At 60.1% G+C, this 21,453-nt stretch carries 18 protein-coding genes and 2 tRNA genes; 2 read left to right on the top strand and 18 right to left on the bottom strand.

Annotated elements, in window-relative coordinates; translation table 11 throughout:
• Positions 1–10 precede the first annotated feature (10 nt).
• From rplI to rnr, 6 genes are all read right to left on the bottom strand, one after another.
• The gene (gene rplI / locus JOE33_RS11150) at positions 11–457 is read right to left on the bottom strand and encodes a 50S ribosomal protein L9 (protein WP_003317208.1); all 447 of its coding nucleotides are present in this window, start codon (positions 455–457) and stop codon (positions 11–13) included.
• A 19-nt stretch (positions 458–476) separates the two neighbouring features.
• On the bottom strand, positions 477–1,373 hold the full coding sequence (locus JOE33_RS11155; protein WP_003422339.1) for a hypothetical protein: 897 nt from the start codon (positions 1,371–1,373) through the stop codon (positions 477–479).
• A 39-nt stretch (positions 1,374–1,412) separates the two neighbouring features.
• Positions 1,413–1,643 carry a 30S ribosomal protein S18 gene (gene rpsR, locus JOE33_RS11160; RefSeq protein ID WP_002551829.1) on the bottom strand — a complete coding sequence of 77 codons (231 nt, stop codon included), beginning with the start codon at positions 1,641–1,643 and terminating at the stop codon, positions 1,413–1,415.
• Positions 1,644–1,671: 28 nt separating this feature from the next.
• Positions 1,672–2,097, bottom strand: a complete 426-nt coding sequence (gene rpsF, locus JOE33_RS11165) for a 30S ribosomal protein S6 (RefSeq protein WP_002551828.1) — start codon at positions 2,095–2,097, stop codon at positions 1,672–1,674.
• Between the two features lie 214 nt (positions 2,098–2,311).
• Entirely contained in the window at positions 2,312–3,073 is a 762-nt protein-coding gene (gene rlmB / locus JOE33_RS11170) for a 23S rRNA (guanosine(2251)-2'-O)-methyltransferase RlmB (RefSeq protein ID WP_003317206.1), read from the bottom strand.
• Positions 3,070–5,703 (bottom strand): ribonuclease R, encoded by a 2,634-nt coding sequence (gene rnr / locus JOE33_RS11175; RefSeq protein WP_004407829.1) that lies wholly within the window; start codon positions 5,701–5,703, stop codon positions 3,070–3,072. Before rnr ends, rlmB begins: the two co-directional genes overlap by 4 nt.
• Positions 5,704–5,928: 225 nt before the next feature.
• Here rnr and JOE33_RS11180 point away from each other — a divergent pair.
• Both JOE33_RS11180 and JOE33_RS11185 read left to right on the top strand, forming a co-directional pair.
• A tRNA-Leu gene (locus JOE33_RS11180) sits at positions 5,929–6,015 on the top strand.
• A gap of 161 nt (positions 6,016–6,176) precedes the next feature.
• Positions 6,177–6,263 (top strand) — tRNA-Leu (locus JOE33_RS11185).
• Between the two features lie 105 nt (positions 6,264–6,368).
• Here the strand turns inward: JOE33_RS11185 and JOE33_RS11190 are convergent.
• The 12 genes from JOE33_RS11190 to JOE33_RS11245 all read right to left on the bottom strand — a co-directional run bounded on the left by JOE33_RS11190 (position 6,369) and on the right by JOE33_RS11245 (position 21,409).
• Positions 6,369–8,303 carry a methyl-accepting chemotaxis protein gene (locus JOE33_RS11190; protein ID WP_187625059.1) on the bottom strand — a complete coding sequence of 645 codons (1,935 nt, stop codon included), beginning with the start codon at positions 8,301–8,303 and terminating at the stop codon, positions 6,369–6,371.
• 171 nt (positions 8,304–8,474) lie between these two features.
• Positions 8,475–9,767, bottom strand: a complete 1,293-nt coding sequence (locus JOE33_RS11195; RefSeq protein WP_003366319.1) for an adenylosuccinate synthase — start codon at positions 9,765–9,767, stop codon at positions 8,475–8,477.
• A 54-nt stretch (positions 9,768–9,821) separates the two neighbouring features.
• The gene (locus JOE33_RS11200) at positions 9,822–11,009 is read right to left on the bottom strand and encodes an ATP phosphoribosyltransferase regulatory subunit (RefSeq protein ID WP_010439864.1); all 1,188 of its coding nucleotides are present in this window, start codon (positions 11,007–11,009) and stop codon (positions 9,822–9,824) included.
• Positions 11,010–11,279: 270 nt separating this feature from the next.
• Positions 11,280–12,149: a protease modulator HflC gene (gene hflC, locus JOE33_RS11205; RefSeq protein ID WP_003393535.1), complete on the bottom strand. Its 870-nt coding sequence runs from the start codon at positions 12,147–12,149 to the stop codon at positions 11,280–11,282.
• The gene (gene hflK, locus JOE33_RS11210; protein ID WP_187625058.1) at positions 12,149–13,348 is read right to left on the bottom strand and encodes an FtsH protease activity modulator HflK; all 1,200 of its coding nucleotides are present in this window, start codon (positions 13,346–13,348) and stop codon (positions 12,149–12,151) included. The genes hflC and hflK overlap by 1 nt, the downstream gene beginning before the upstream one ends.
• Positions 13,349–13,444: 96 nt before the next feature.
• Positions 13,445–14,746, bottom strand: a complete 1,302-nt coding sequence (gene hflX / locus JOE33_RS11215; RefSeq protein WP_002551820.1) for a ribosome rescue GTPase HflX — start codon at positions 14,744–14,746, stop codon at positions 13,445–13,447.
• 12 nt (positions 14,747–14,758) lie between these two features.
• On the bottom strand, positions 14,759–15,019 hold the full coding sequence (gene hfq, locus JOE33_RS11220; protein ID WP_002551819.1) for an RNA chaperone Hfq: 261 nt from the start codon (positions 15,017–15,019) through the stop codon (positions 14,759–14,761).
• Positions 15,020–15,112: 93 nt separating this feature from the next.
• On the bottom strand, positions 15,113–16,084 hold the full coding sequence (gene miaA, locus JOE33_RS11225) for a tRNA (adenosine(37)-N6)-dimethylallyltransferase MiaA (RefSeq protein ID WP_096125325.1): 972 nt from the start codon (positions 16,082–16,084) through the stop codon (positions 15,113–15,115).
• Positions 16,085–18,031 carry a DNA mismatch repair endonuclease MutL gene (gene mutL, locus JOE33_RS11230; protein WP_240009353.1) on the bottom strand — a complete coding sequence of 649 codons (1,947 nt, stop codon included), beginning with the start codon at positions 18,029–18,031 and terminating at the stop codon, positions 16,085–16,087. It lies immediately after the preceding gene.
• Positions 18,031–19,458, bottom strand: coding sequence for an N-acetylmuramoyl-L-alanine amidase (locus tag JOE33_RS11235; protein ID WP_202907622.1), 1,428 nt, complete (start codon positions 19,456–19,458; stop codon positions 18,031–18,033). The genes mutL and JOE33_RS11235 overlap by 1 nt, the downstream gene beginning before the upstream one ends.
• A gap of 2 nt (positions 19,459–19,460) precedes the next feature.
• Entirely contained in the window at positions 19,461–19,931 is a 471-nt protein-coding gene (gene tsaE, locus JOE33_RS11240) for a tRNA (adenosine(37)-N6)-threonylcarbamoyltransferase complex ATPase subunit type 1 TsaE (RefSeq protein WP_010439884.1), read from the bottom strand.
• Positions 19,919–21,409, bottom strand: coding sequence for an NAD(P)H-hydrate dehydratase (locus tag JOE33_RS11245; protein ID WP_187625057.1), 1,491 nt, complete (start codon positions 21,407–21,409; stop codon positions 19,919–19,921). Before JOE33_RS11245 ends, tsaE begins: the two co-directional genes overlap by 13 nt.
• Positions 21,410–21,453: the final 44 nt, after the last annotated feature.

Consider the following 21,453-nt stretch of genomic DNA (forward strand, 5'->3'; position numbering starts at 1 on the left):
TACGTGTTGCTTAAGCAGCCACTACGACAACGCGTACGGTTGCTTCTACGTCGCTGTGCAGGTGCACGGCTACGTCGAATTCACCAACGTTGCGGATAGTGCCGTTCGGCAGACGAACTTCGCTTTTTGCAACTTCAACGCCAGAGGCGGTCAGTGCATCAGCGATGTCGTGGGTGCCGATCGAACCGAACAGCTTGCCTTCGTCACCAGCGGTGGCAGTGATAGTCACTTCCAGCTCAGCCAGTTGGGCAGCGCGAGTTTCGGCAGATGCTTTCTTGTCTGCAGCCAGTTTTTCCAGCTCGGCACGACGCTCTTCAAACGCAGCCACGTTGGCAGCGGTTGCAGCGGTTGCTTTGCCGTAAGGCAGCAGGTAGTTACGACCGTAACCGGCCTTAACGTTTACTTTGTCGCCCAGGTTGCCCAGGTTGGCGACTTTTTCCAGAAGGATCAGTTGCATGTGGAAATCCTCTTAACTTTTAACCTTCACCGTTCGCAGGGCCATTGCCGGAATCTTTCGAGCTCCGGCGACCGCGAAAATCAATCAGGCTGTCGACAATGGCAATTACCACGAGCAACGGATAAATCAGCTGCATGAACACCAGCAGCGTGATGTACATCCCCACCAGCCAGAACCTGGACAGACGCTTTTCAGCGACCAGTCCGTGAATCAGGGCCAGGCCCGCAAAGACCAGCGGTACGCTGCACAGCGGTGTAAGCATCGCTATCTGCGGACCAAAATTCGGCCCCACCAGCATGCACACCACCAGCACCAACGCAGGCACCAGCGGGAGTTTCACGGCGCGAAACTCACGCCCGAAACCACCAGGGTTGTACATCATCGCTTGCCAGTACCGCCCAAGAATCAGGCACAGCACACTGACGATTTGCAGCACAGCCGCTATCAGGCCATTCAGGACGGGTGCAATCAGCGCCCCCAGACGCGCTCGCTCTTCTACGTTCAACTGCTCGTAGAGCCCGGCCAGCATTGTCGGCAGATGTTTCTGCAACTCCTGCGACATTGCTTCCAGAGGTTCGCGAAAAACCGTGCCCAGAATTACTGCATACACCACACCCAACGCCACGCTGACCAGCAGCACGCGGACCCAGGACTCGCTGGCACGCAAAACCATTGCCAAACTCAGTGAACCGGCCAGCACCATGGCTGTACGAGGTTCACCGAAATACCACCAGACCAAGGCCGGCAGCAGAGCCCAGGACAGGACGCCAACGGCATCACTGAACCCGCGTCGCAGGAGCACAAGGCACCCTGCGGCAGCACTCAACCAGAACAACAGCGGCAATGCCGCACATCCAGCCACTACGAGAGTGGCCTGCATACGGCCGCGCATGATGAATTCAGCCAGGGCACGCATGCTTTCTATCCTTTGTTACGTTTTGTCGACTACCTGGTCTCAGCGGCCGTGGCTGTCGGTGTAGGCCAGCAGGGCCAGGAAGCGGGCACGCTTGATAGCGGTGGCCAGCTGACGCTGATAACGTGCTTTGGTACCAGTGATTCGGCTTGGAACGATTTTGCCGGTCTCGGATACGTAGGCTTTCAGAGTGTTGAGATCTTTGTAATCGATCTCTTTGACGTCTTCAGCGGTGAAGCGGCAGAATTTACGACGACGGAAGAAACGTGCCATGTAATTGGCTCCTCAAAAGGTCCGTGGATTACTCGTCAGCGTTATCGCTAACGTCGCTGTTGTCGCCGTCATCGCCATCGGCGCTGTCGGAGTGCTCAGGACGGTCACGACGCTCACGGCGCTCACTGCGGTTCTCTTCAGCCTTGAGCATCTCGGACTGGCCGGTTACGGCTTCGTCGCGACGGATGACCAGGTTACGGATCACAGCATCGTTGTAACGGAAGTTGTCTTCCAGCTCGGCCAGAGCCTTGCCAGTGCACTCAACGTTCAGCATCACGTAGTGAGCCTTGTGAACATTGTTGATTGCGTAAGCCAGTTGACGACGGCCCCAATCTTCCAGACGGTGGATTTTGCCGCCGTCTTCTTCGATCAGCTTGGTGTAACGCTCTACCATGCCGCCGACTTGCTCGCTTTGATCCGGGTGGACCAAAAAGATAATTTCGTAATGACGCATGAATGCTCCTTACGGGTTGTAGCCTGCCGCTCAAATAGCGGTCAGACAAGGAGTGAATGACACTGTTGGTCTTGCTCAGGGACAGGCACATGCGCGCCTGCCGTGACAGCAAGGGGCGCAATTGTAGAGAAGGGTCGAGGGAGGCGCAAGGCAATTGGTGAATTAATGAGCAGATCGCAAGGCGCGACCTGCTCACTCTGGCCCGACGCCGAAATCAGGCCTTTTTGCCGGCAGCCTTGACACTGCGCTGACGCAGCGCTTCGAACAGACACACGCCGGTCGCGACCGAAACGTTGAGGCTGCTGACACTGCCCGCCATCGGCAAGCGCACCAGATAATCACAATGCTCACGGGTCAGGCGACGCATGCCCTTGCCTTCGGCACCCATGATAATGATGGTTGGCCCGGTCAAATCCTGCTGATACAGCTCGACCTCGGCCTCGCCCGCAGTACCGACCACCCACAATCCACGCTGCTGCAGTTTTTCCAGCGTGCGCGCCAGGTTGGTCACCGCCACCAGCGGGATGACCTCGGCGGCACCGCAGGCGACCTTTCGCACGGCTGGCGTCAGGGTTGCAGACTTGTCCTTGGGCACGATAACAGCCAGCGCACCAGCAGCATCGGCGGTACGCAGGCAGGCGCCGAGGTTGTGCGGATCGGTCACGCCATCCAGCACCAGCAACAACGGCGAGCCTTCACTGCGATCCAGCAGCTCGTCGAGCATTGCCTCGCCCCAGACCTGACTCGGGCTCACATCGGCAACAACGCCCTGATGCACGCCCTCGACCCAGGCATCCATTTCGCGGCGCTCGGCCTGACCGATGGTCACGCGATTCTCGGCTGCCAGCGCCACCAGCGTCTGGACGCGAGGGTCATTACGACCCTCGGCCAGCCAGATGTGCTTGACGCGTTTCGGATGATGACGAAGTAACGCTTCTACGGCGTGAACGCCGTAGATTTTTTCCAGCTGACTCATGACTTGGCCTTGGGTTTACGAGCGCCACTGCTTTTCGCAGCTGGCGCGGAGCCCGTCTTTGACGAGCCTTTACGGTGTTTGCTGGCCGGCTTGCCCGATGAAGGCGCAGAGCCCGACCTGTCAGACTTTCCCGACGATGCCTTGCTACCACCCTTCGCGTCTGCCAAAAGCGCTTTTTTCAGCTCGCGGCTCTTACGCACTTCGGCGTTCTTCGCAGCGGCATCGCTCGGGCGATACGCTTCGGGGCTGCTTTCCTTGGTCGAAGCGCTACGGCGTCCGGACTTGGCAGGCGCCTTGTCCTTTTCAGCCGTGGTGGTGGCAGCAGGTGCCGCGGTGTCATTACCACGACGCTTGCGAGCCGTCGGCTTTGCAGCCGCTGCCGCTTCGGAGATCTCGAAATCGATCTTGCGCTCATCCAGATCGACGCGCATGACCCGCACTTCAACGGTGTCGCCCAAGCGGAAGTTACGCCCGGTACGCTCGCCGGCAAGGCGGTGGTGCAGCGGATCGAAGTGGTAGTAGTCACCCGGCAAGGCGGTCACGTGGACCAGACCTTCGACATAGATGTCGGTCAGCTCGACGAACAGACCAAAGCCGGTTACAGCGGTGATCACGCCCGGGAACGACTCGCCCACGCGATCCTTCATGTACTCGCACTTGAGCCAGTTGACCACGTCGCGCGTGGCCTCGTCGGCACGGCGCTCGCTCATCGAGCATTGTTCGCCCAACTGGTCGAGCAGCGCGTCGTCGTACGGGTAGATGCGCGCCTTCGGAATCGTCGCAGCACCGGCACGACGAACGTGCGGCGTATCCTGCTTGGAGCGAATGACGCTGCGGATCGCGCGATGGGTCAGCAGGTCCGGATAACGACGGATCGGCGACGTGAAGTGCGTATACGCTTCGTAATTCAGACCGAAGTGACCGTTGTTGTCCGAGCTGTAGACCGCCTGACTCAACGAACGCAGCATCACGGTCTGGATCAGGTGGTAGTCAGGACGATCGCGAACGGTTTCAAGCAGCGCCTGATAATCCTTCGGCGTCGGACCTTCCTTGCCCTTGTGCAGCGTCAGACCCAGCTCACCGAGGAATGCGCGCAGTTTTTCCAGACGCTCTGGCGGCGGACCATCGTGGACGCGGTACAACGCAGGAATTTCATGTTTCTTCAGGAACTGCGCAGTGGCCACGTTGGCGGCCAGCATGCATTCCTCGATCAGCTTGTGGGCATCATTACGAGTGGTCGGACGGATTTCGGCAATCTTGCGCTCGGAACCGAAGATGATCCGGGTTTCCTGAGTTTCGAAATCGATCGCACCGCGCACGTGACGCGCGCCCAGCAACACCTTGTACATGGCATAAAGCTGCTTGAGGTGCGGCACCACATCGCCGTATTCACCACGCAGGCTCTTGGCTTCAGCGGTTTTCGGCTGCTCCAGAATCGTGCTGACCTTGTTGTAGGTCAGACGAGCGTGGGAGTGGATGATGCCTTCGTAGAACACGTAGTCAGTCATCTCGCCGGTCTTGGAGATGGTCATCTCGCAGACCATGGCCAGACGATCGACATGCGGGTTCAGCGAGCACAGGCCGTTGGACAATTGCTCAGGCAGCATGGGCACGACGCGCTCGGGGAAATACACCGAGTTGCCGCGCACCTGGGACTCGGCATCCAGAGCCGAACCGATCTTCACGTAGCTCGATACGTCGGCAATCGCCACGTAGAGTTTCCAGCCACCGGAGAACAAACGCAGTTTGCCCGGTTTGGCTTCGCAATAGACCGCATCGTCGAAGTCGCGAGCATCTTCACCGTCGATGGTCACGAACGGCAGATGGCGCAGGTCAACGCGGTGTTCCTTGTCCTTCTCTTCGACTTCCGGCTTGAGCTTGGCAGCCTCTTTGAGCACAGCCTCGGGCCACACGTGCGGAATGTCGTAGGTACGCAGCGCGACATCAATCTCCATGCCGGGCGCCATGTAGTTGCCCACCACTTCGATCACGTCGCCTTGCGGCTGGAAGCGCGGCGTCGGCCAATGGGTGATTTTCACCTCGACGAACTGGCCGATCTTGGCGCCGTTGTTACGGCCCGGCGTCACCAGCACTTCCTGCTGGATTTTCGGGTTGTCGGGCACCACGAAGCCGATGCCGCTTTCTTCGAAATAGCGACCCACGATGCTTTCGTGGGCACGAGAGATCACTTCGACGATCACGCCTTCGCGACGACCACGGCGGTCAAGACCGGAAACGCGAGCCAGCGCCCGGTCACCGTCGAACACCAGACGCATTTGCGCCGGGCTCATGAACAGGTCATCGGAGCCGTCGTCAGGTACCAGGAAGCCGAAGCCATCGCGATGCCCGGAGATGCGACCCAGGATCAGGTCAAGCTTGTCTACCGGTGCATAAGTGCCGCGACGGGTGTAGATCAACTGGGCGTCACGCTCCATCGCCCGAAGGCGGCGGCGCAGAGCCTCGAATTGGTCTTCGGTGGTCAGGCCGAACTCTTCGACCAGTTGCTCGCGACTGGCCGGCGAACCGCGCTCGGCAAGATGCTGCAAGATCAGCTCGCGGCTGGGAATAGGGTTTTCGTATTTTTCCGCTTCACGAGCGGCCTCGGGATCGAGGGACTGCCAATCGGCCATTAGATAGTTTTCACCTTGTATATATAGGGGTTAGTTTGGCATAGACCTCATGAAACGGGAAATTTCACGCTCAATGCACCCAACAAAAAGCCTGTTCAACCCCGCAGAAACACCCGAAATACGCCGTCCGCGATTTTTTTCGAGTTTTTTTCACTGGCAGGCTTTACAGTCTAAAAGGCGCTCCGTATAGTGCGCGCCATCGACAGGTTGATGCCTGCCGATACTGCCCAGATGGTGAAATTGGTAGACACGCCAGCTTCAGGTGCTGGTGACCGCAAGGTCGTGGAAGTTCGAGTCTTCTTCTGGGCACCAATTCAGGCAACAGACTACAACAGTCTCAAGCCTCACAAAAACCCGCGAAAGCGGGTTTTTGCATTTTCAGGGTTTTGATTATTAAATCAAAACAGGGGTTTACAGAGTAAAACGATCGCCGTATAGTGCGCCCCATCAACGGCGTACACGCTGCTGATGCTGCCCAGATGGTGAAATTGGTAGACACGCCAGCTTCAGGTGCTGGTGACCGCAAGGTCGTGGAAGTTCGAGTCTTCTTCTGGGCACCAATTCAAAAAAACCGAGCCAATGGCTCGGTTTTTTGCTTTCAGACTCCCGAAAGCTCTCCTCCTGCAGACAGTGCAGCGCCACATTTGCAGCGCCGCACATGGTGCTCAAGCCCGAAATTGCCCCAGGCTCGCCTTCAATTGTGCAGCCAGCCCATCGAGCACCTTGCCGCTGGCAGTCGTCTCGACCACCGCCTTTGCAGCACGCTCGGCCTGAGCATGGATCACCTCTACCCGACCACGCACCGCCTGGGCACCTTCAGCCTGATGAACGGCCGCCTTCGTCGCCAGACCAATGGCCGCATGCACCTGCTCCACCGAGGCCTGCACCGTCTGCTGTCGCTTGGCGCTGTCGCGCAGCACTTCAAGACCTTCCTTGGCCTGGCGTCCGGCGATGCCGATGGCAGCGACCGCCTCTTTCGCGCCGCGCTGCAAGGCCACGATGTGCTCCTGAATATCGCCCGTCGAGCTTTGTGTCTTGCTGGCCAGCGCACGCACTTCGTCAGCCACCACGGCAAAGCCTCTGCCCGTCTCGCCTGCGCGAGCCGCTTCGATGGCTGCGTTCAACGCGAGCAGGTTGGTTTGCTCGGCAATACCATGAATGACTTCCAGCACCACCTCGATCTGCTGGCTTTGCTGCGCCAGACGCTCGATCACTTGCGCCCCCGTCTCGACCTGCCCGGCCAGCGCTTCGATCAACCCGCCAACCTGACTGGAAGTACGGGTGTTTTCATCGGTTGCCTGTTTGATATCGATCACCTGACGCAGGGCTGCCTGCATCGCATGGCTTTCCGACTGTGCCTCGTCGGCCATCTGCTCCAGCGCTTTCAGGCTGGCCGCCACTTCGTCCCGCTGCAATTCGGCTGCGGCATCAGCGCCGGCGTTGCGCTCACTCATGACACCGATTTCCTGCCCGGTGCGCTGCGCCACCTCGCCAGCCTCGCGGACGATAGGTTGCAGCTTGTCGATGAAGCGGTTGACCGCGGCCGACATATCGCCAATCTCGTCATTACTGTCCAGCTTGACGCGCTTGGTCAGATCGCCCTCACCCGCCGCCAGGTCATTGAGTGCCGCGATCAACAGATGCAGCTTGCTGACAACCCGACGCCCGAGCACCACCGCCAGCAACAGCAATACGCACAGGCCGACCAGCGCCAGCCCCATGCCGATGCGCCAGCGCAGCGTTTGGGCAGCCTCCTGAACCGCCACACGCGTATTGGCGGTCATTGCCACACCCGCCGCCTGAGCCGACTGCAGACGCGTGCGCAGAGCGGTCGAGCTGTCTTTCGAGGCACCGGCAAGGCTCTCAGACACCAGTTGCTCGCCACTGGTGATCAGGGTCGCGAAACGCTTGTCCAGGGCGGCAAGATTCTCCTCGACCGTCGCCGTGGACACACCCATGCGCACTTTGCCGATCTCCACACCGTTGGGGCTGATGGATGCTTCGACGTAATACACGGAAGGATCGTTTTTCGCCGCATTGAGTACTTTGTCCATCGCCCGCTCGCCTTCGCCCTTGGCCAAAAGGGCCTTGACCAGCGGATTGTCGCGGTTCATGTAACGCGTAAGGTGTTCACCTGCGGCGTCGTCATAGACGACGAACAGTACGTTGGGATTGCGCTGCGCACGGCGTGCGAATTCGGAAAGCGTTGGAGTGTCGTTGTCCCACATGGCTCGCGGGGCAACGGCGGCCAGCAGTTCGGCCATGTCGGTCGCGGATTCGCGAAGGTCTTTCTCCAGCGTGGCACGCAACTGAGCCTGCTCTTCCTTCAGACGGGTAGAGAGCCCGACGCTGAGGCGCTGACGAGTGCTGGCTGACAATGCATCGAGGCTCGATGTCACTTCACTACTCGCCGATTCCAGCTCTGAGGAAAGATGTTGCGAATCTACCCCCAGGCGGTTGGCGAGATCAGCCTCAAGCGCAGTGACCGTGCTCCGGGTAAGCGCAACCGCCACCACCACCTGCACCAAAAGGGCGATGCCCAGCGCGATGAAGACTGGACGCAACAAACGACTTTGCAAAAGAGATAAGACAGCAGACACAGGAGAATCCCTCCACCCTCAGCGCCACTAAAATGATGGCACTTTTCTGTCATCTTTGTAGCAAGCGCCGTGCCGTGACACAAGTCTCACTTTTGCGCGCGTCCTTGCCCCCGGCGCGAAAACAAAAAAGGGCCGCACATGCGACCCTTTTTGGCACAGCCCGGCGACTTATCAGCCGAACGGATGACGCAGCACGATGGTTTCGTTGCGGTCAGGACCGGTCGAAATGATGTCGATAGGCGCACCCACCAGTTCCTCGACACGCTTGATGTAAGCGCGAGCGGCAGCAGGCAGCTCTTCAAGGGTCTTGGCACCCAGCGTGGATTCACTCCAGCCCGGCATCTGCTCGTAGACCGGACGCAGGCCCAGATAGCTGTCGGCGTCGGTAGGCGCGTCGATGACGGCACCCTCTTCGTTCTCGTAGCCCACGCAGATGTTGATGGTTTCCAGACCGTCGAGTACGTCCAGCTTGGTCAGGCACAGGCCCGAGATGCTGTTGATTTCGATGGCGCGACGCAGGATGACGGCGTCAAACCAGCCGCAACGGCGTGCGCGACCGGTGGTGGCACCGAACTCATGGCCACGCTTGGCCAGGAAAGCACCGACGTCGTCGAACAGCTCTGTCGGGAACGGGCCCGAACCCACGCGCGTGGTGTAGGCCTTGGTGATGCCCAGGATGTAATCCAGGTACATCGGACCAAAGCCGGAACCGGTGGCAATGCCGCCGGCAGTAGTATTGGAGCTGGTGACGTACGGGTACGTACCGTGGTCGATGTCCAGCAGCGAACCCTGGGCACCTTCGAACATGATGTCCTTGCCGTCGCGACGCATCTCATGCAGCGCAGCGGTGACGTCGAGCATCAGCGGCTTGAGCATGTCAGCGTATTCCATGCACTCGTCGAGCGTCTTCTGGAAGTCGATGGCAGGCTCTTTGTAGTAATTGACCAGCACGAAGTTATGGTAGTCGAGCAGCTCGCCCAGCTTGGCGGCGAAACGCTCGCGATGGAACAGATCGCCGATGCGCAGACCGCGACGTGCAACCTTGTCTTCGTAGGCCGGGCCGATACCACGACCGGTGGTGCCGATCTTGAACTCGCCGCGGGCTTTTTCACGCGCCTGGTCGAGTGCCACGTGGTACGACAGGATCAGCGGGCAGGACGGACTGATGCGCAGACGCTCGCGCACCGGAATGCCTTTCTCTTCCAGCTTGACGATTTCGCGCAGGAGCGCGTCGGGAGCAACCACCACACCGTTACCGATCAGGCACTGCACGCCTTCGCGCAGCACACCGGACGGAATCAGGTGCAATACGGTTTTCTCACCGTCGATCACCAGTGTGTGGCCGGCGTTGTGGCCACCCTGATAGCGAACTACGGCGGTAGCATGTTCGGTCAGCAGATCAACGATCTTGCCTTTGCCCTCATCACCCCATTGAGTGCCCAGGACTACGACATTCTTACCCATAACACTTGTCCTCATTCACGCAAACTTGGTGCCGGCGGCGGCCGGCAGGAATACTCAAGAAGCCAGCGGCATTACCTGCCAGTGCTCGCCATGCTGAATCAATTGCCGGTCACAGTCGGCTTCACGCGCGGCGCTCGCCTGCTGCCCAGGCAACGCCTGAACCACACGCTGACCTTCACTGCGCAACTGGCAAACCCTCTGCCAGAGTGCCGCATCCGTACTGTCCGGCACCCAGATACCACCAGACGGTAAGACGATTTCTGCCTGCCCCAGGGTTACCAGGGTTTTCAGGTCGGTGGAAAAGCCGGTCGCCGGACGGGCACGACCGAAGTCGGCACCGATGTCATCGTAACGACCGCCCTGAGCGATCGACTGGCCCACGCCCGGTACGAATACCGCGAACACCACACCGGTGTGGTAGTGGTAGCCGCGCAGCTCGCCGAGGTCAAAGTACAGCGGCAACTGTGGGAAACGCACAGCCAGACGCTCGGCGATCGACAGCAGGTCATCCAGCGCGGCCAGCACTGGCGCAGGTGCGCCGGCCAGACGATCGCGTGCGGCGTCGAGCACCTCACGACCACCGCACAGGTCGACCAGTGCACGCAGCATGGCGGCCAGCTCTTGCGGCAGATCGGCGGTGAGGGCAATCACCTCATCAATGGCCTTGCGCTGCAGCGCATCGAACAACTGCTGCTCGACTTCACCCGACAGGCCGGCGGCGCGCGCCAGACCGCGATAGATACCGACATGCCCGAGGTCCATGTGCACATCCGGCACATCGGCCAGTTGCAGCATGGCCAGCATCAGGCTGATGACTTCGACGTCGCTGCTCGGGCTCGCATCGCCGTACAACTCGGCACCCAGTTGTATCGGGCTGCGCGAGGACGACAGCGCACGCGGTTGGGCGTGCAGAACGCTGCCCGCGTAGCACAGACGGCTCGGGCCTTCACGTTTCAGGGTGTGAGCATCGATGCGTGCAACCTGCGGCGTGATGTCTGCGCGAAAGCCCATCTGCCGGCCCGATTGCGGGTCGATAACCTTGAAGGTGCGCAGATCCAGATCCGAACCCGCGCCAGTCAGCAGCGACTCGAGATACTCGATATGCGGGGTGACGACAAACTCATAGCCCCAGCTCTGAAACAGATCCAACACCTGACGGCGCGCTACTTCAATGCGCGCCGCTTCCGGTGGCAGTACTTCTTCGATGCCATCTGGTAGCAGCCAGCGGTCGACCGTTGCCATTACGCCATTCCCCTGTGATCCAGGCGGCCAGCCTACAGGCCGGCCTTGAGTGAAGCAGAAAGTGGTGCGCCGTATGACGGGCACGACAAATGCCCGAGACAGGCCTTGCAGACCACTTTCCTCGAAAAATCTTGCCGCGTTCCGATTCAGATACGGCCAATCAATCGTGCAGACGCAAAAAAGCCGGGAATTTCCCGGCTGCCGCATGATACACACGTTTCACCGTACGTTCACCCCACCGGGCGGTTTTGCCGCCCGGCGGGTGATTAATTACGGCTTGGCTTTTTCCATGTAGCGAAAGAATTCGCTGTTCGGATCAAGCACCATCACGTCGCTCTTGTTCGCAAAGCTTTCGCGGTAGGCACGCAGGCTGCGATAGAACGCGTAGAACTCCTGGTCCTGACCATACGCCTTGGAGTAGATCGCGGCAGCCTGGGCATCACCATCACCACGCGCTTCTTCCGACTCGCGATAGGCTTCGGCCAGCAGCACACGACGCTGACGATCGGCATCGGCACGGATGCCTTCAGCCAGCTCATTACCCTTGGCACGGTGTTCGCGCGCTTCGCGCTCACGCTCGGTGCTCATACGTTCGAAAACGCTGCGATTCACTTCTTTCGGCAAATCGATGGCCTTGACCCGGACATCGACAACTTCGATACCCAGCTCTTTCTCGGCCATGCGGTTCAGCGAACCGGTGATATCTGCCATCAGCGCGTCTCGCTCACCCGACACGACTTCGTGCAGGGTGCGTTTGCCGAACTGGTCACGCAGGCCGGATTCCAGACGACGCGAAAGACGCTCGTCTGCAATCTGCTTGAGGCCGGAAGTCGCGGTGTAGAAACGCTCCGCATCCTTCACACGCCACTTGGCGTAGGCATCGACCATGACCGCTTTCTTTTCCAGCGTCAGGAAGCGTTGGGTTGGTGCATCGAGGGTCAGCAAGCGACCATCGAACTTGCGCACCTGGTTCACGTAAGGAACCTTCACATGCAGCCCCGGCTGAACGTCAGCCTGGACCACACGACCGAATTGCAGCAGGACCGCACGCTCTGTCTGGGACACGATGTAGAAGCTGTTCCAGGCAATGACAGCCAGTATCACGCCAACAATGAGGGCGATCAGCGATTTGTTACTCATCAGCGAGTCTCCCTGGTACGTACTTCACCACGCTGCTGAGCCTCATTCGCACGGGCGGCGGCGGCAGCAGCGGCAGCATCATTGGCCGACTGCGATGGCGTACCTGCATTGGAGCCATTGGCGGTACCGCTGCGGCTGCTCTCGATCATCTTGTCGAGCGGCAGATAAAGCAGGTTGTTCTGCCCCTTGTCACCGGTCACGAGAACCTTGCTGGTGTTGCTGAAGACTTCCTGCATGGTGTCCAGATACAGACGCTGGCGGGTGACTTCAGGCGCCTTGCGGTACTCGGCAACCAGTTTGGTAAAGCGATCCGCCTCACCCTTGGCACGCGAAACCACTTCATCGCGGTAACCGTTGGCATCTTCGAGAATACGCTGAGCCTGACCACGGGCTTCCGGGATCACACCGTTGGCGTAGCTTTCAGCCTGGTTACGTGCACGCTGCTCGTCTTCACGGGCGCGGATCACGTCATCGAAGGCTTCCTGCACTTCACGCGGCGCGGCGGCGCTCTGTACGTTCACCTGGGTCACGGTGATGCCGGTGCGGTAGGTATCGAGGAAGCGTTGCAGACGCTCCTTGATTTCGCTGGCCATCAGTTCGCGGCCTTCAGTCAGAACCTGATCCATCGCCGTGGAACCCACGACATGGCGCAACGCACTTTCAGTCGCGTGCTGCAGGCTGATTTCAGGCTGATCGACGTTCAGCACGAACGCCTGAAGATCACTGATCTTGTACTGCACGGTCAGCGGCACTTCGACGATGTTCTCGTCTTCGGTGAGCATCTGGCCCTGCTTGCTGTAGGCACGCTCGCGAGTCACGTTCTCCATGTACTTGCGATCGAACGGCGGGAAGTAGATGTTAAGGCCCGGCCCCACGGTCTCGTGGTACTGACCGAAACGCAGCACGACAGCCTGCTCTTGCTCGTCAACCACATAGATAGCGCTGTAAAGCCAGAAAGCGACGAGTACGACAAGCCCGATGCCGAGCAGACCAAGGCCACCGCCCTTGCCTGAACTGCCACCACTGCCGCCGCCATCGCTGCCGCGTTTGTTACCGCCGCCGAACAACCCCTTCAGGCTTTCCTGCAGCTTACGGAAGGCCTCGTCGAGATCAGGTGGTCCCTTGCGGTCGCCGCCACGGCGTTTGCCACCCCAGGGATCTTGATTATTCGAGTTGCCACCCGGCTCATTCCAAGCCATAGCGCTCTCCATCTGATAAAGCAAAGACGCGCCCGCGGCGCGCCGACCAATGCTACAGAATGCTCGGGAAAGCCGTACAACGGCTTTCTCGTGCTTTTATTGCAAAGTGTGTTGCTCGATGAACTCCAGCGGCTGCAATCCTTCGCGACTCACCAGTCGATTGAGTTCAACGCGCGGCAGTCGTACGGCCAACACGCTGGCACCTTCCTCGTCATGCGTTTCGCTCTGCACCGCACCCAGTTCAAAGAACTGGGCACGCAGCCGGGCAAGACTTTGAGGCAGAAGCAGCGTGCCGACGAACAGGTCATCGCCAAGCAATTCGGCGATAGCCTGTTTGAGCAGATCAAGCCCTCGACCATCACGGGCAGAAACCCAGACACGCTGCGGCTTGCCGTCGGCATCACGCTGTATCTGAGGTTCTACACCTTCAAGCAGATCGAGTTTGTTATAGACCTCGAGGATCGGCAAGCCCTCGGCACCGATCTCGCCGAGCACCGCCATGACCTGTTCGATCTGTGACATGCGATCGGGCTCGTGGGAGTCGATCACATGCAGCAGCAGATCGGAGTTGCTCGATTCTTCAAGCGTCGCGCGAAAAGCCTCGACCAGCTTGTGCGGCAGGTGGCGAATAAAGCCCACGGTATCGGCCAGCACGATAGGACCCAGGTCGTCGAGCTGCAGACGACGCAGGGTCGGATCGAGCGTGGCAAACAGTTGATCGGCCGCGAACACATCCGAATCGGTCACCGAGTTGAACAGGGTCGATTTGCCGGCGTTGGTATACCCCACCAGTGAAACCGATGGAATATCCGCACGACGACGCCCGCGACGGGCCTGATCCCGCTGGCTGCGAACCTTCTCCAGCCGTCCCTTGATCTGCCGCAGGCGAACCCGCAGAAGACGTCGGTCGGTTTCGAGCTGGGTTTCACCCGGACCGCGCAGGCCGATACCACCTTTCTGTCGCTCAAGGTGAGTCCAGCCACGGACCAGACGAGTACTCATGTGCTCAAGCTGGGCCAGTTCGACCTGAAGCTTGCCTTCGTGAGTACGCGCCCGCTGCGCAAAGATATCGAGAATCAGACCGGTGCGATCAAGCACACGACACTCGAAAACGCGTTCGAGGTTGCGTTCCTGACTGGGCGTGAGGGTGTGATTGAAGATGACCAGATCGGCCTGTTCGGCCTTGACCTGATCGCGAAGCTCTTCGACCTTGCCAGAGCCGATCAGATATTTGGCCGAAGGCCGATGACGCGGCACGTTGATAAACGCAACGGTATCGGCACCGGCCGAGATGGCCAATTCCTGAAACTCCTGCGGATCTTCGCGCGCCTCAGGGTCCTGACCATCCAGATGAACGAGAATTGCACGTTCACCACCACTGTGGCGCTCAAAGAACAAGGCAGACTCCTATCAGGCGTTACCTGGCTCGGCGTCCGCGCCGTCAGCGTCTGTAGCGCTTGGCAGGCGAATCGGGCGAACCGGTACGACGGTGGAAATAGCGTGTTTGTAGACCATCTGGCTGACCGTGTTCTTCAGCAAAATGACGAACTGGTCGAAAGACTCGATCGTACCCTGCAGCTTGATACCGTTGACCAGATAGATCGATACCCCGACCTTCTCTTTACGCAAGGTATTCAGGTAAGGGTCTTGTAGCGAATGCCCTTTTGACATGTGCCGCACTCCTTTAAGGATCAATAAAATAATAAATCGAATTCGATTAGCTTGACCGGCCACCCCCCAAGGATAGACGGCTATTGCAGGGACTCAGCTCAATATGGAGACCGATCCCAGGTATTTCAAGGCGCGCGACAGATTGTCGCTGGCCAGGCTGTCCAGCCAGTGCAAGTCCTCCCAGCTGCGTAGCCAGGTGAACTGCCTTTTGGCCAGCTGGCGCGTTGCAATGATGCCGCGCTCCTGCATTTCATCCCGCGTCAGCTTCCCATCCAGGTGATCCCAGACCTGGCGATAACCGACAGCTCTTATCGATGGCAACCCCGAATGCAGGTCACCTCTTGAGCGCAATGCCAGTACTTCATCCAGAAACCCCTGATCCAGCATTTGCTCGAAACGTAGCGCGATGCGTTGGTGCAGCACCTTGCGATCAGCCGGAGCGATGGCAAGGTTCGCGACAGTATAGGGCAATTGCTGGCGCCCTGATGCGGCTGCTTCGGTACTTTGCGCAGTTTGTTGCTCGCGGTGTGCCGTCATGCTCATTCCGCTGACGCGATACACCTCAAGCGCCCTGATCAGCCGTTGCGGATCGTTGGGGTGAATACGTGCCGCCGAAACGGGATCGACCACCGCCAGTTGATCGTGCAATGACTGCCAGCCGAAGGCCTGTGCATCCGCCTCAAGCTGCGCCCTGACCTGCGCATCGGCCGCCGGCATATCCGCCAGCCCGTCCAATAGAGCCTTGAAATACAACATAGTGCCGCCGACCAGCAAAGGAATATTTCCGCGTGCGGTAATTTCCGCCATGGCCGCCAGAGCGTCGCTGCGAAAATCGGCTGCGGAGTAGCTTTGCGCCGGGTCGAGAATGTCGATCAGACGGTGAGGAAATTCAGCCAGCTGCGCCTTCGACGGCTTGGCGGTACCGATGTCCATGCCGCGATAGACCAGCGCAGAATCGACGCTGATCAACTCGCAGGGCAGCACTTTGGTCAGTTCTATCGCAAGGTCGGTCTTGCCTGCAGCGGTAGGCCCCATGAGAAAGATGGCCGGAGGTAAAGCGTTCATTCATTGACCGCGCAGGAATAATTTATCCAGGTCATTGAGACCCATCTGGGTCCAGGTAGGACGACCGTGGTTGCATTGCCCGCTGCGCTCGGTGTTTTCCATGTCGCGCAACAGGCCGTTCATTTCCGGAATGGCCAGACGCCGATTGGCGCGAATGGCGCCGTGGCAGGCCATGGTGCCGAGCAACTCGTTCATGTGCGCCTGCACCCGGTCGCTGGTGCCATATTCCATAAGGTCGGCCAGCACATCGCTGACCAGCCGGTTGGCCTCGGCCTGCTTGAGCAACGCAGGGATCTGTCGGATCGCCAGGGTTTCCGGGCCGAGCCGCTGCAGCTCGAAGCCCAGGCGCTGGAAGGTCGCAAGGTGCTCTTCGGCGCAGTCCGCTTCACGCTGGCTGACCGCGATGGACTCGGGTACCAGCAATGGCTGGCCGCTCAAGCCTTCGTTGGCCATGGCTATTTTCAGGCGCTCGTACATGATCCGCTCGTGAGCGGCATGCATGTCCACCAGCACCAGGCCGTGAGCGTTTTCAGCAAGAATGTAGATACCCTTTAGCTGCGCCAGCGCATAACCCAGCGGCGGAATATCACCGGGCGATTCGGGCAGCGACGCAGGCGCGGCACTGGGCAGCGGCGCGAAGAATTCACGGTAGGCGCTTTGCGCTTCGGCCACCGACACGCCAGAGGTAGGCCGAGGCGTGTATTGATACTGATAACCGCTGCCAGTGCCGCCAGCGGTAGCAGGCCGGGCAAAAGGCTCGCCTTGCGGCTGCTCCAGCACGTTGTTGGCCAGACGCATTTCCCCCTGCGGCCCGAACTCGCCCGCTTCAGGCCCGCTCGGGCGTGTCTCGGCAACGACCGGCACACTGCCACCCAGCTGATTTTCAGGACGCACATCGCCCAGCGCACGGTAGAGGGTGCCATACAGGAAGTCATGCACCATGCGCCCGTCGCGGAAGCGCACTTCATGCTTGGTCGGGTGAACGTTGACGTCCACAGCAGCCGGATCGACCTCGAAGAACAGCACGAAGGTCGGGTGGCGGCCATTGAACAACACGTCGCGATACGCCTGACGCACCGCGTGGGCGACCAGCTTGTCGCGTACTGCCCGGCCATTGACGAAGAAATATTGCAGGTCAGCCTGGCTGCGCGAGAAAGTCGGCAGCCCGACCCAGCCCCACAGATGCAGGCCGTTGCGCTCGATCTCGATGGGCAGCGCCTGCTCCAGAAAACCCGGCCCGCAGATTGCCGAGACACGTCGCGCTCTGGCGGTATCGTCGTGCGCTTCATGCAGGCTCAGCACGGTCTTGCCGTTATGCCGCAGGTGGAAGGCCACGTCGAAACGCGCCAGCGCCATGCGTTTGATGACTTCCTGCAAATGATCGAATTCGGTTTTTTCGGCTTTCAGAAACTTGCGGCGGGCAGGCGTATTGAAGAACAGGTCGCGCACTTCAACCGAGGTGCCTACCGGATGCGCGGCTGGCTGCACGCGCGGAGCCATGTCACGACCTTCGGTTTCGACCTGCCACGCCTGATCGGCGTCACGGGTGCGCGAGGTCAGCGTCAGGCGTGCCACGGAGCTGATCGAAGCCAGCGCTTCGCCGCGAAACCCCAGGCTCATGACCCGCTCGAGGTCTTCCAGGTCGCGAATCTTGCTGGTCGCGTGGCGTGCCAGCGCCAACGGCAGATCGTCCGAAGAGATACCACCGCCATCGTCACGCACTTTCAACAATTTGATGCCGGCCTGCTCGACGTCGACATCGATGCGCCGCGCGCCGGAATCGAGGCTGTTTTCCAGCAGCTCCTTGATTACCGAAGCCGGACGCTCGACGACTTCGCCCGCCGCAATCTGGTTGGCCAGACGCGGGCTGAGCAATTCGATGCGTGCTGCGTTCAGGGCAGTCTGAGCGTTATCGGCTTCGGCGCCGTCGAGCAGGAGATCGGTCATTACTGAGTCGCCACCTCGGAACTTGGAATGCGCAGGTCCTGGCCGATCTTCAATTCATCGGTTTTCAGATTGTTGGCGCTGCGCAAGGTGGCGATGTTCATGTCATAGCGCGCTGCGAGCATTGCCAGAGTCTCGCCGGAGCGAACCACGTGATTGCGCGGCCCCTGAGCCAGCTTGCCGTTATCACGCAGCCAGGCGATGTAGGTGCCCTGCGGCGGGTTCTGCTGGAAGAACTGTTTGACGCCCGACGTGATAGAACGCGCCAGCGCCTGCTGATGCGACGCAGAACCGAGTTTGTTGGCCTCATTGGCGTTGGAGATAAAGCCGGTTTCCACCAGAATCGACGGAATATCCGGCGACTTGAGCACCATGAAGCCCGCCTGCTCGACACGTGACTTGTGCAGCGAGGTCACGCGGCCGATGTTGCTCAACACCTTCTGGCCAACGTTCAGGCTCGAAGACAGCGACGCAGTCATGGACAAGTCCAGCAACACACCCGCAAGCATGCGGTCCTTGTCATCGAGGCTGACAGCGCCAGCACCACCAATAAGGTCGGAACGGTTTTCACTGTCCGCCAGCCAGCGTGCGGTTTCGGAAGTAGCACCGCGATCGGACAGGGCGAACACCGATGCGCCGAACGCAGCGGAGGAAGGCGCGGCGTCGGCGTGGATCGATACAAACAGGTCGGCGCCCTTGGAGCGGGCGATCTCGGTACGCTTGCGCAGCGGAATAAAGTAGTCGCCGGTCCGCGTCAGTTCGGCGCGGTAGCCTTTCTCGGCATTCACCTGGCGCTGCAGTTCCTTGGCAATCGACAGCACCACGTTCTTCTCTTTCTGACCGGCGCCGCCCGAGGCACCGGGGTCTTCCCCGCCGTGCCCGGCATCGATCACCACGACGATGTCGCGCTTGCCATTCGGCACCGGGGTCAGCTTGATTTCAGGCTTGGCCGGGCTGACCGGAACAGCAGGCGCCGTGTTGGCAGCGGTGTCGGGAATGACAGGCGTGGGATTGGCATCGGCGGCGTTGTCATAAAGGTCGACCACCAGACGGTTACCATACTGCTGGTTGGGCGCAAGCGTGAAGCTCTTCGGGGTCACACCTTTTTTAAGGTCGATGACCACGCGCAGGTCGGTAGGCGTGCGCTGGGCAGAGCGCATGCTGCTGATCGGCGTATTGGCCGTCGGTACGTTCAAGGGGCCGCCGAGCGTCGCACCATTGATATCGATCACCAGACGGTCAGGCGAAGTCAGGGTAAACAGGCTGTGCTGAACCGGCCCCGTCAGGTCGAAGACCAGACGTGTGTTATCCGGCGCTCGCCATAAGCGGACACTTCGTACTTGCGTAGCGGCAACCGCCTCGACAGCCAGGGCCATCAACAGCAGACCAACTACAGTAACCAGCGCGCGCATGCGCATACCTAACCCCATATCTATTTGAATTCCAAAGCCAAAGTGGCACACCAACGTTCGCCACGCGAGCCCAGCGGGCTCAATATCACGGACCGACCTTCGCCGTGCGGCCCAATGGTAATGGTCAGGTCGGGCTTTGGCAAAAAGCCTGCACCACGCTGGGGCCATTCAATCAGACAAAGTGCATCGCCGTCGAAGTAATCACGCACGCCCATGTACTCGAGTTCTTCCGGATCGACCAACCGGTAAAGGTCAAAGTGAAACACCTTTATTGCGCCGATTTCGTAAGGTTCGACCAGCGTGAAAGTAGGGCTCTTGACGGCCCCGACATGCCCGAAGCCGCGAATCAATCCCCGCGAAAGCGTGGTTTTTCCAGCGCCCAGATCGCCATCAAGAAAGATGACACCAAGGCCTTCGGTAACCCTGGCCAGGCGTGCACCAAAATCCATCATTGCCTCTTCGCCAACCACATGCAGCGTTAAATCAGACACGGTTGCAGCTCCTCCAATAACTGACGAATGGCAGGAATAATATCGCTGGCGGCCAGCCCTCGGCCGTGTTCACCGACGTTCTGACCGGCGCTTGCGTGCAGCCATACCGCCAGACAGGCCGCGTCGAACGGTTTGAGATGCTGCGCCATCAGCGCACCGATCAATCCGGCCAGCACATCACCCAGCCCCGCGGTGGCCATGGCCGGATGACCGCGATCGCACAGCGCCAGTTGCCCGTGCGCATCGGCAATCAGGCTGCCGGAGCCCTTAAGGACGCAAACCGTATCGAATTTACGCGCCAGCGCCCGTACCGCAGCGGCCCGGTCCGCCTGGACTTCCTTGATGCCGACGCCCAGCAAACGTGCCGCCTCGCCCGGATGCGGGGTAATGACACTGCCTTTGGGCAGGCTGACAAGCCCGGCGCCCAGCATATTCAGCGCATCGGCGTCCCACACCTGCGGACGATCCGCATTGGCAGCCGCCGACAGCAGGCTGCGCCCCCAGGCCGCCTGCCCCAGCCCGGGACCGACCACCAACACGCTGGCTGGCTCGATCAAGCCCATCAACTGGTTGGCCGAATGAATCGCCGCGCTCATGATTTCAGGCATGCGTGTCAGGGCAGCAGGAACATGCTCGGGCCGCGTGGCCAGCGTCAGCATGCCTGCACCGCTGCGCAGGGCGCTTTCGGCGCTGAGCAACGCCGCCCCGCCAAAACCGTGATCGCCACCGATGACCAGTACCCGGCCAAACATGCCTTTATGAGCGGTACGCGGACGCGCTGCCAGTTGTGGCAGTGTGTGTTTATCCAGACGCTTCGCGCTGAACGGCGCCTGCGCCACCAGCGCCGGGTCTGCACGCAGGTCGTCGAAAATCAGCTCGCCCACCAGATCCGCCGCATCGCCCGTCAGCAAACCCAGCTTGAGGCCGATGAACGTAACGGTCACATCGGCACGCACCGCGACACCCAGCGTCTGCCCGGTATCTGCACTCAAGCCCGATGGAATATCCACAGCGATGACGGGCAGACCACTGTCGTTAACGGCGTTGATGGCCGAGACATAAGGCTCGCGCACCTCGCCGTCGAGCCCGGTGCCGAGCATCGCATCCAGCACGACACCGGCCAGCGGCTGTCCGGCCCATGCCTGAATATCAATACCGAAAGCCGCAGCATGCGCCGAGGTAGCATCACCTGTCAGTGCGGCCGGGTCGCCCACGGCCAGCACCCTTACCTGCCAGCCGGCCTTGTGCGCCATTGCCGCCACCAGATACCCGTCACCGGCATTGTTGCCACGCCCGGTCAACACCGTCAGTTCGGTCGCCTCCGGCCAGCGCCGAAGTATCGTGCGCCACAACGCCTGCGCAGCGCGCAACATCAATTCCAGGCCGGGCGTGCCGGCAGCAATCAGCCGTGCGTCGAGGTCGCGGACCTGCGCAGCGCTGTACAGCGCGTCGGGTAAATGAGGTTTAGTGTCGAACATGCGTCTATGGGCTCCGATGTCTGGCAGAATTATACGCACCTTGG

The sequence above is a fragment of the Pseudomonas sp. PvP027 genome, from assembly GCF_017833005.1.
GTDB classification, from domain to species: Bacteria; Pseudomonadota; Gammaproteobacteria; order Pseudomonadales; family Pseudomonadaceae; genus Aquipseudomonas; species Aquipseudomonas congelans.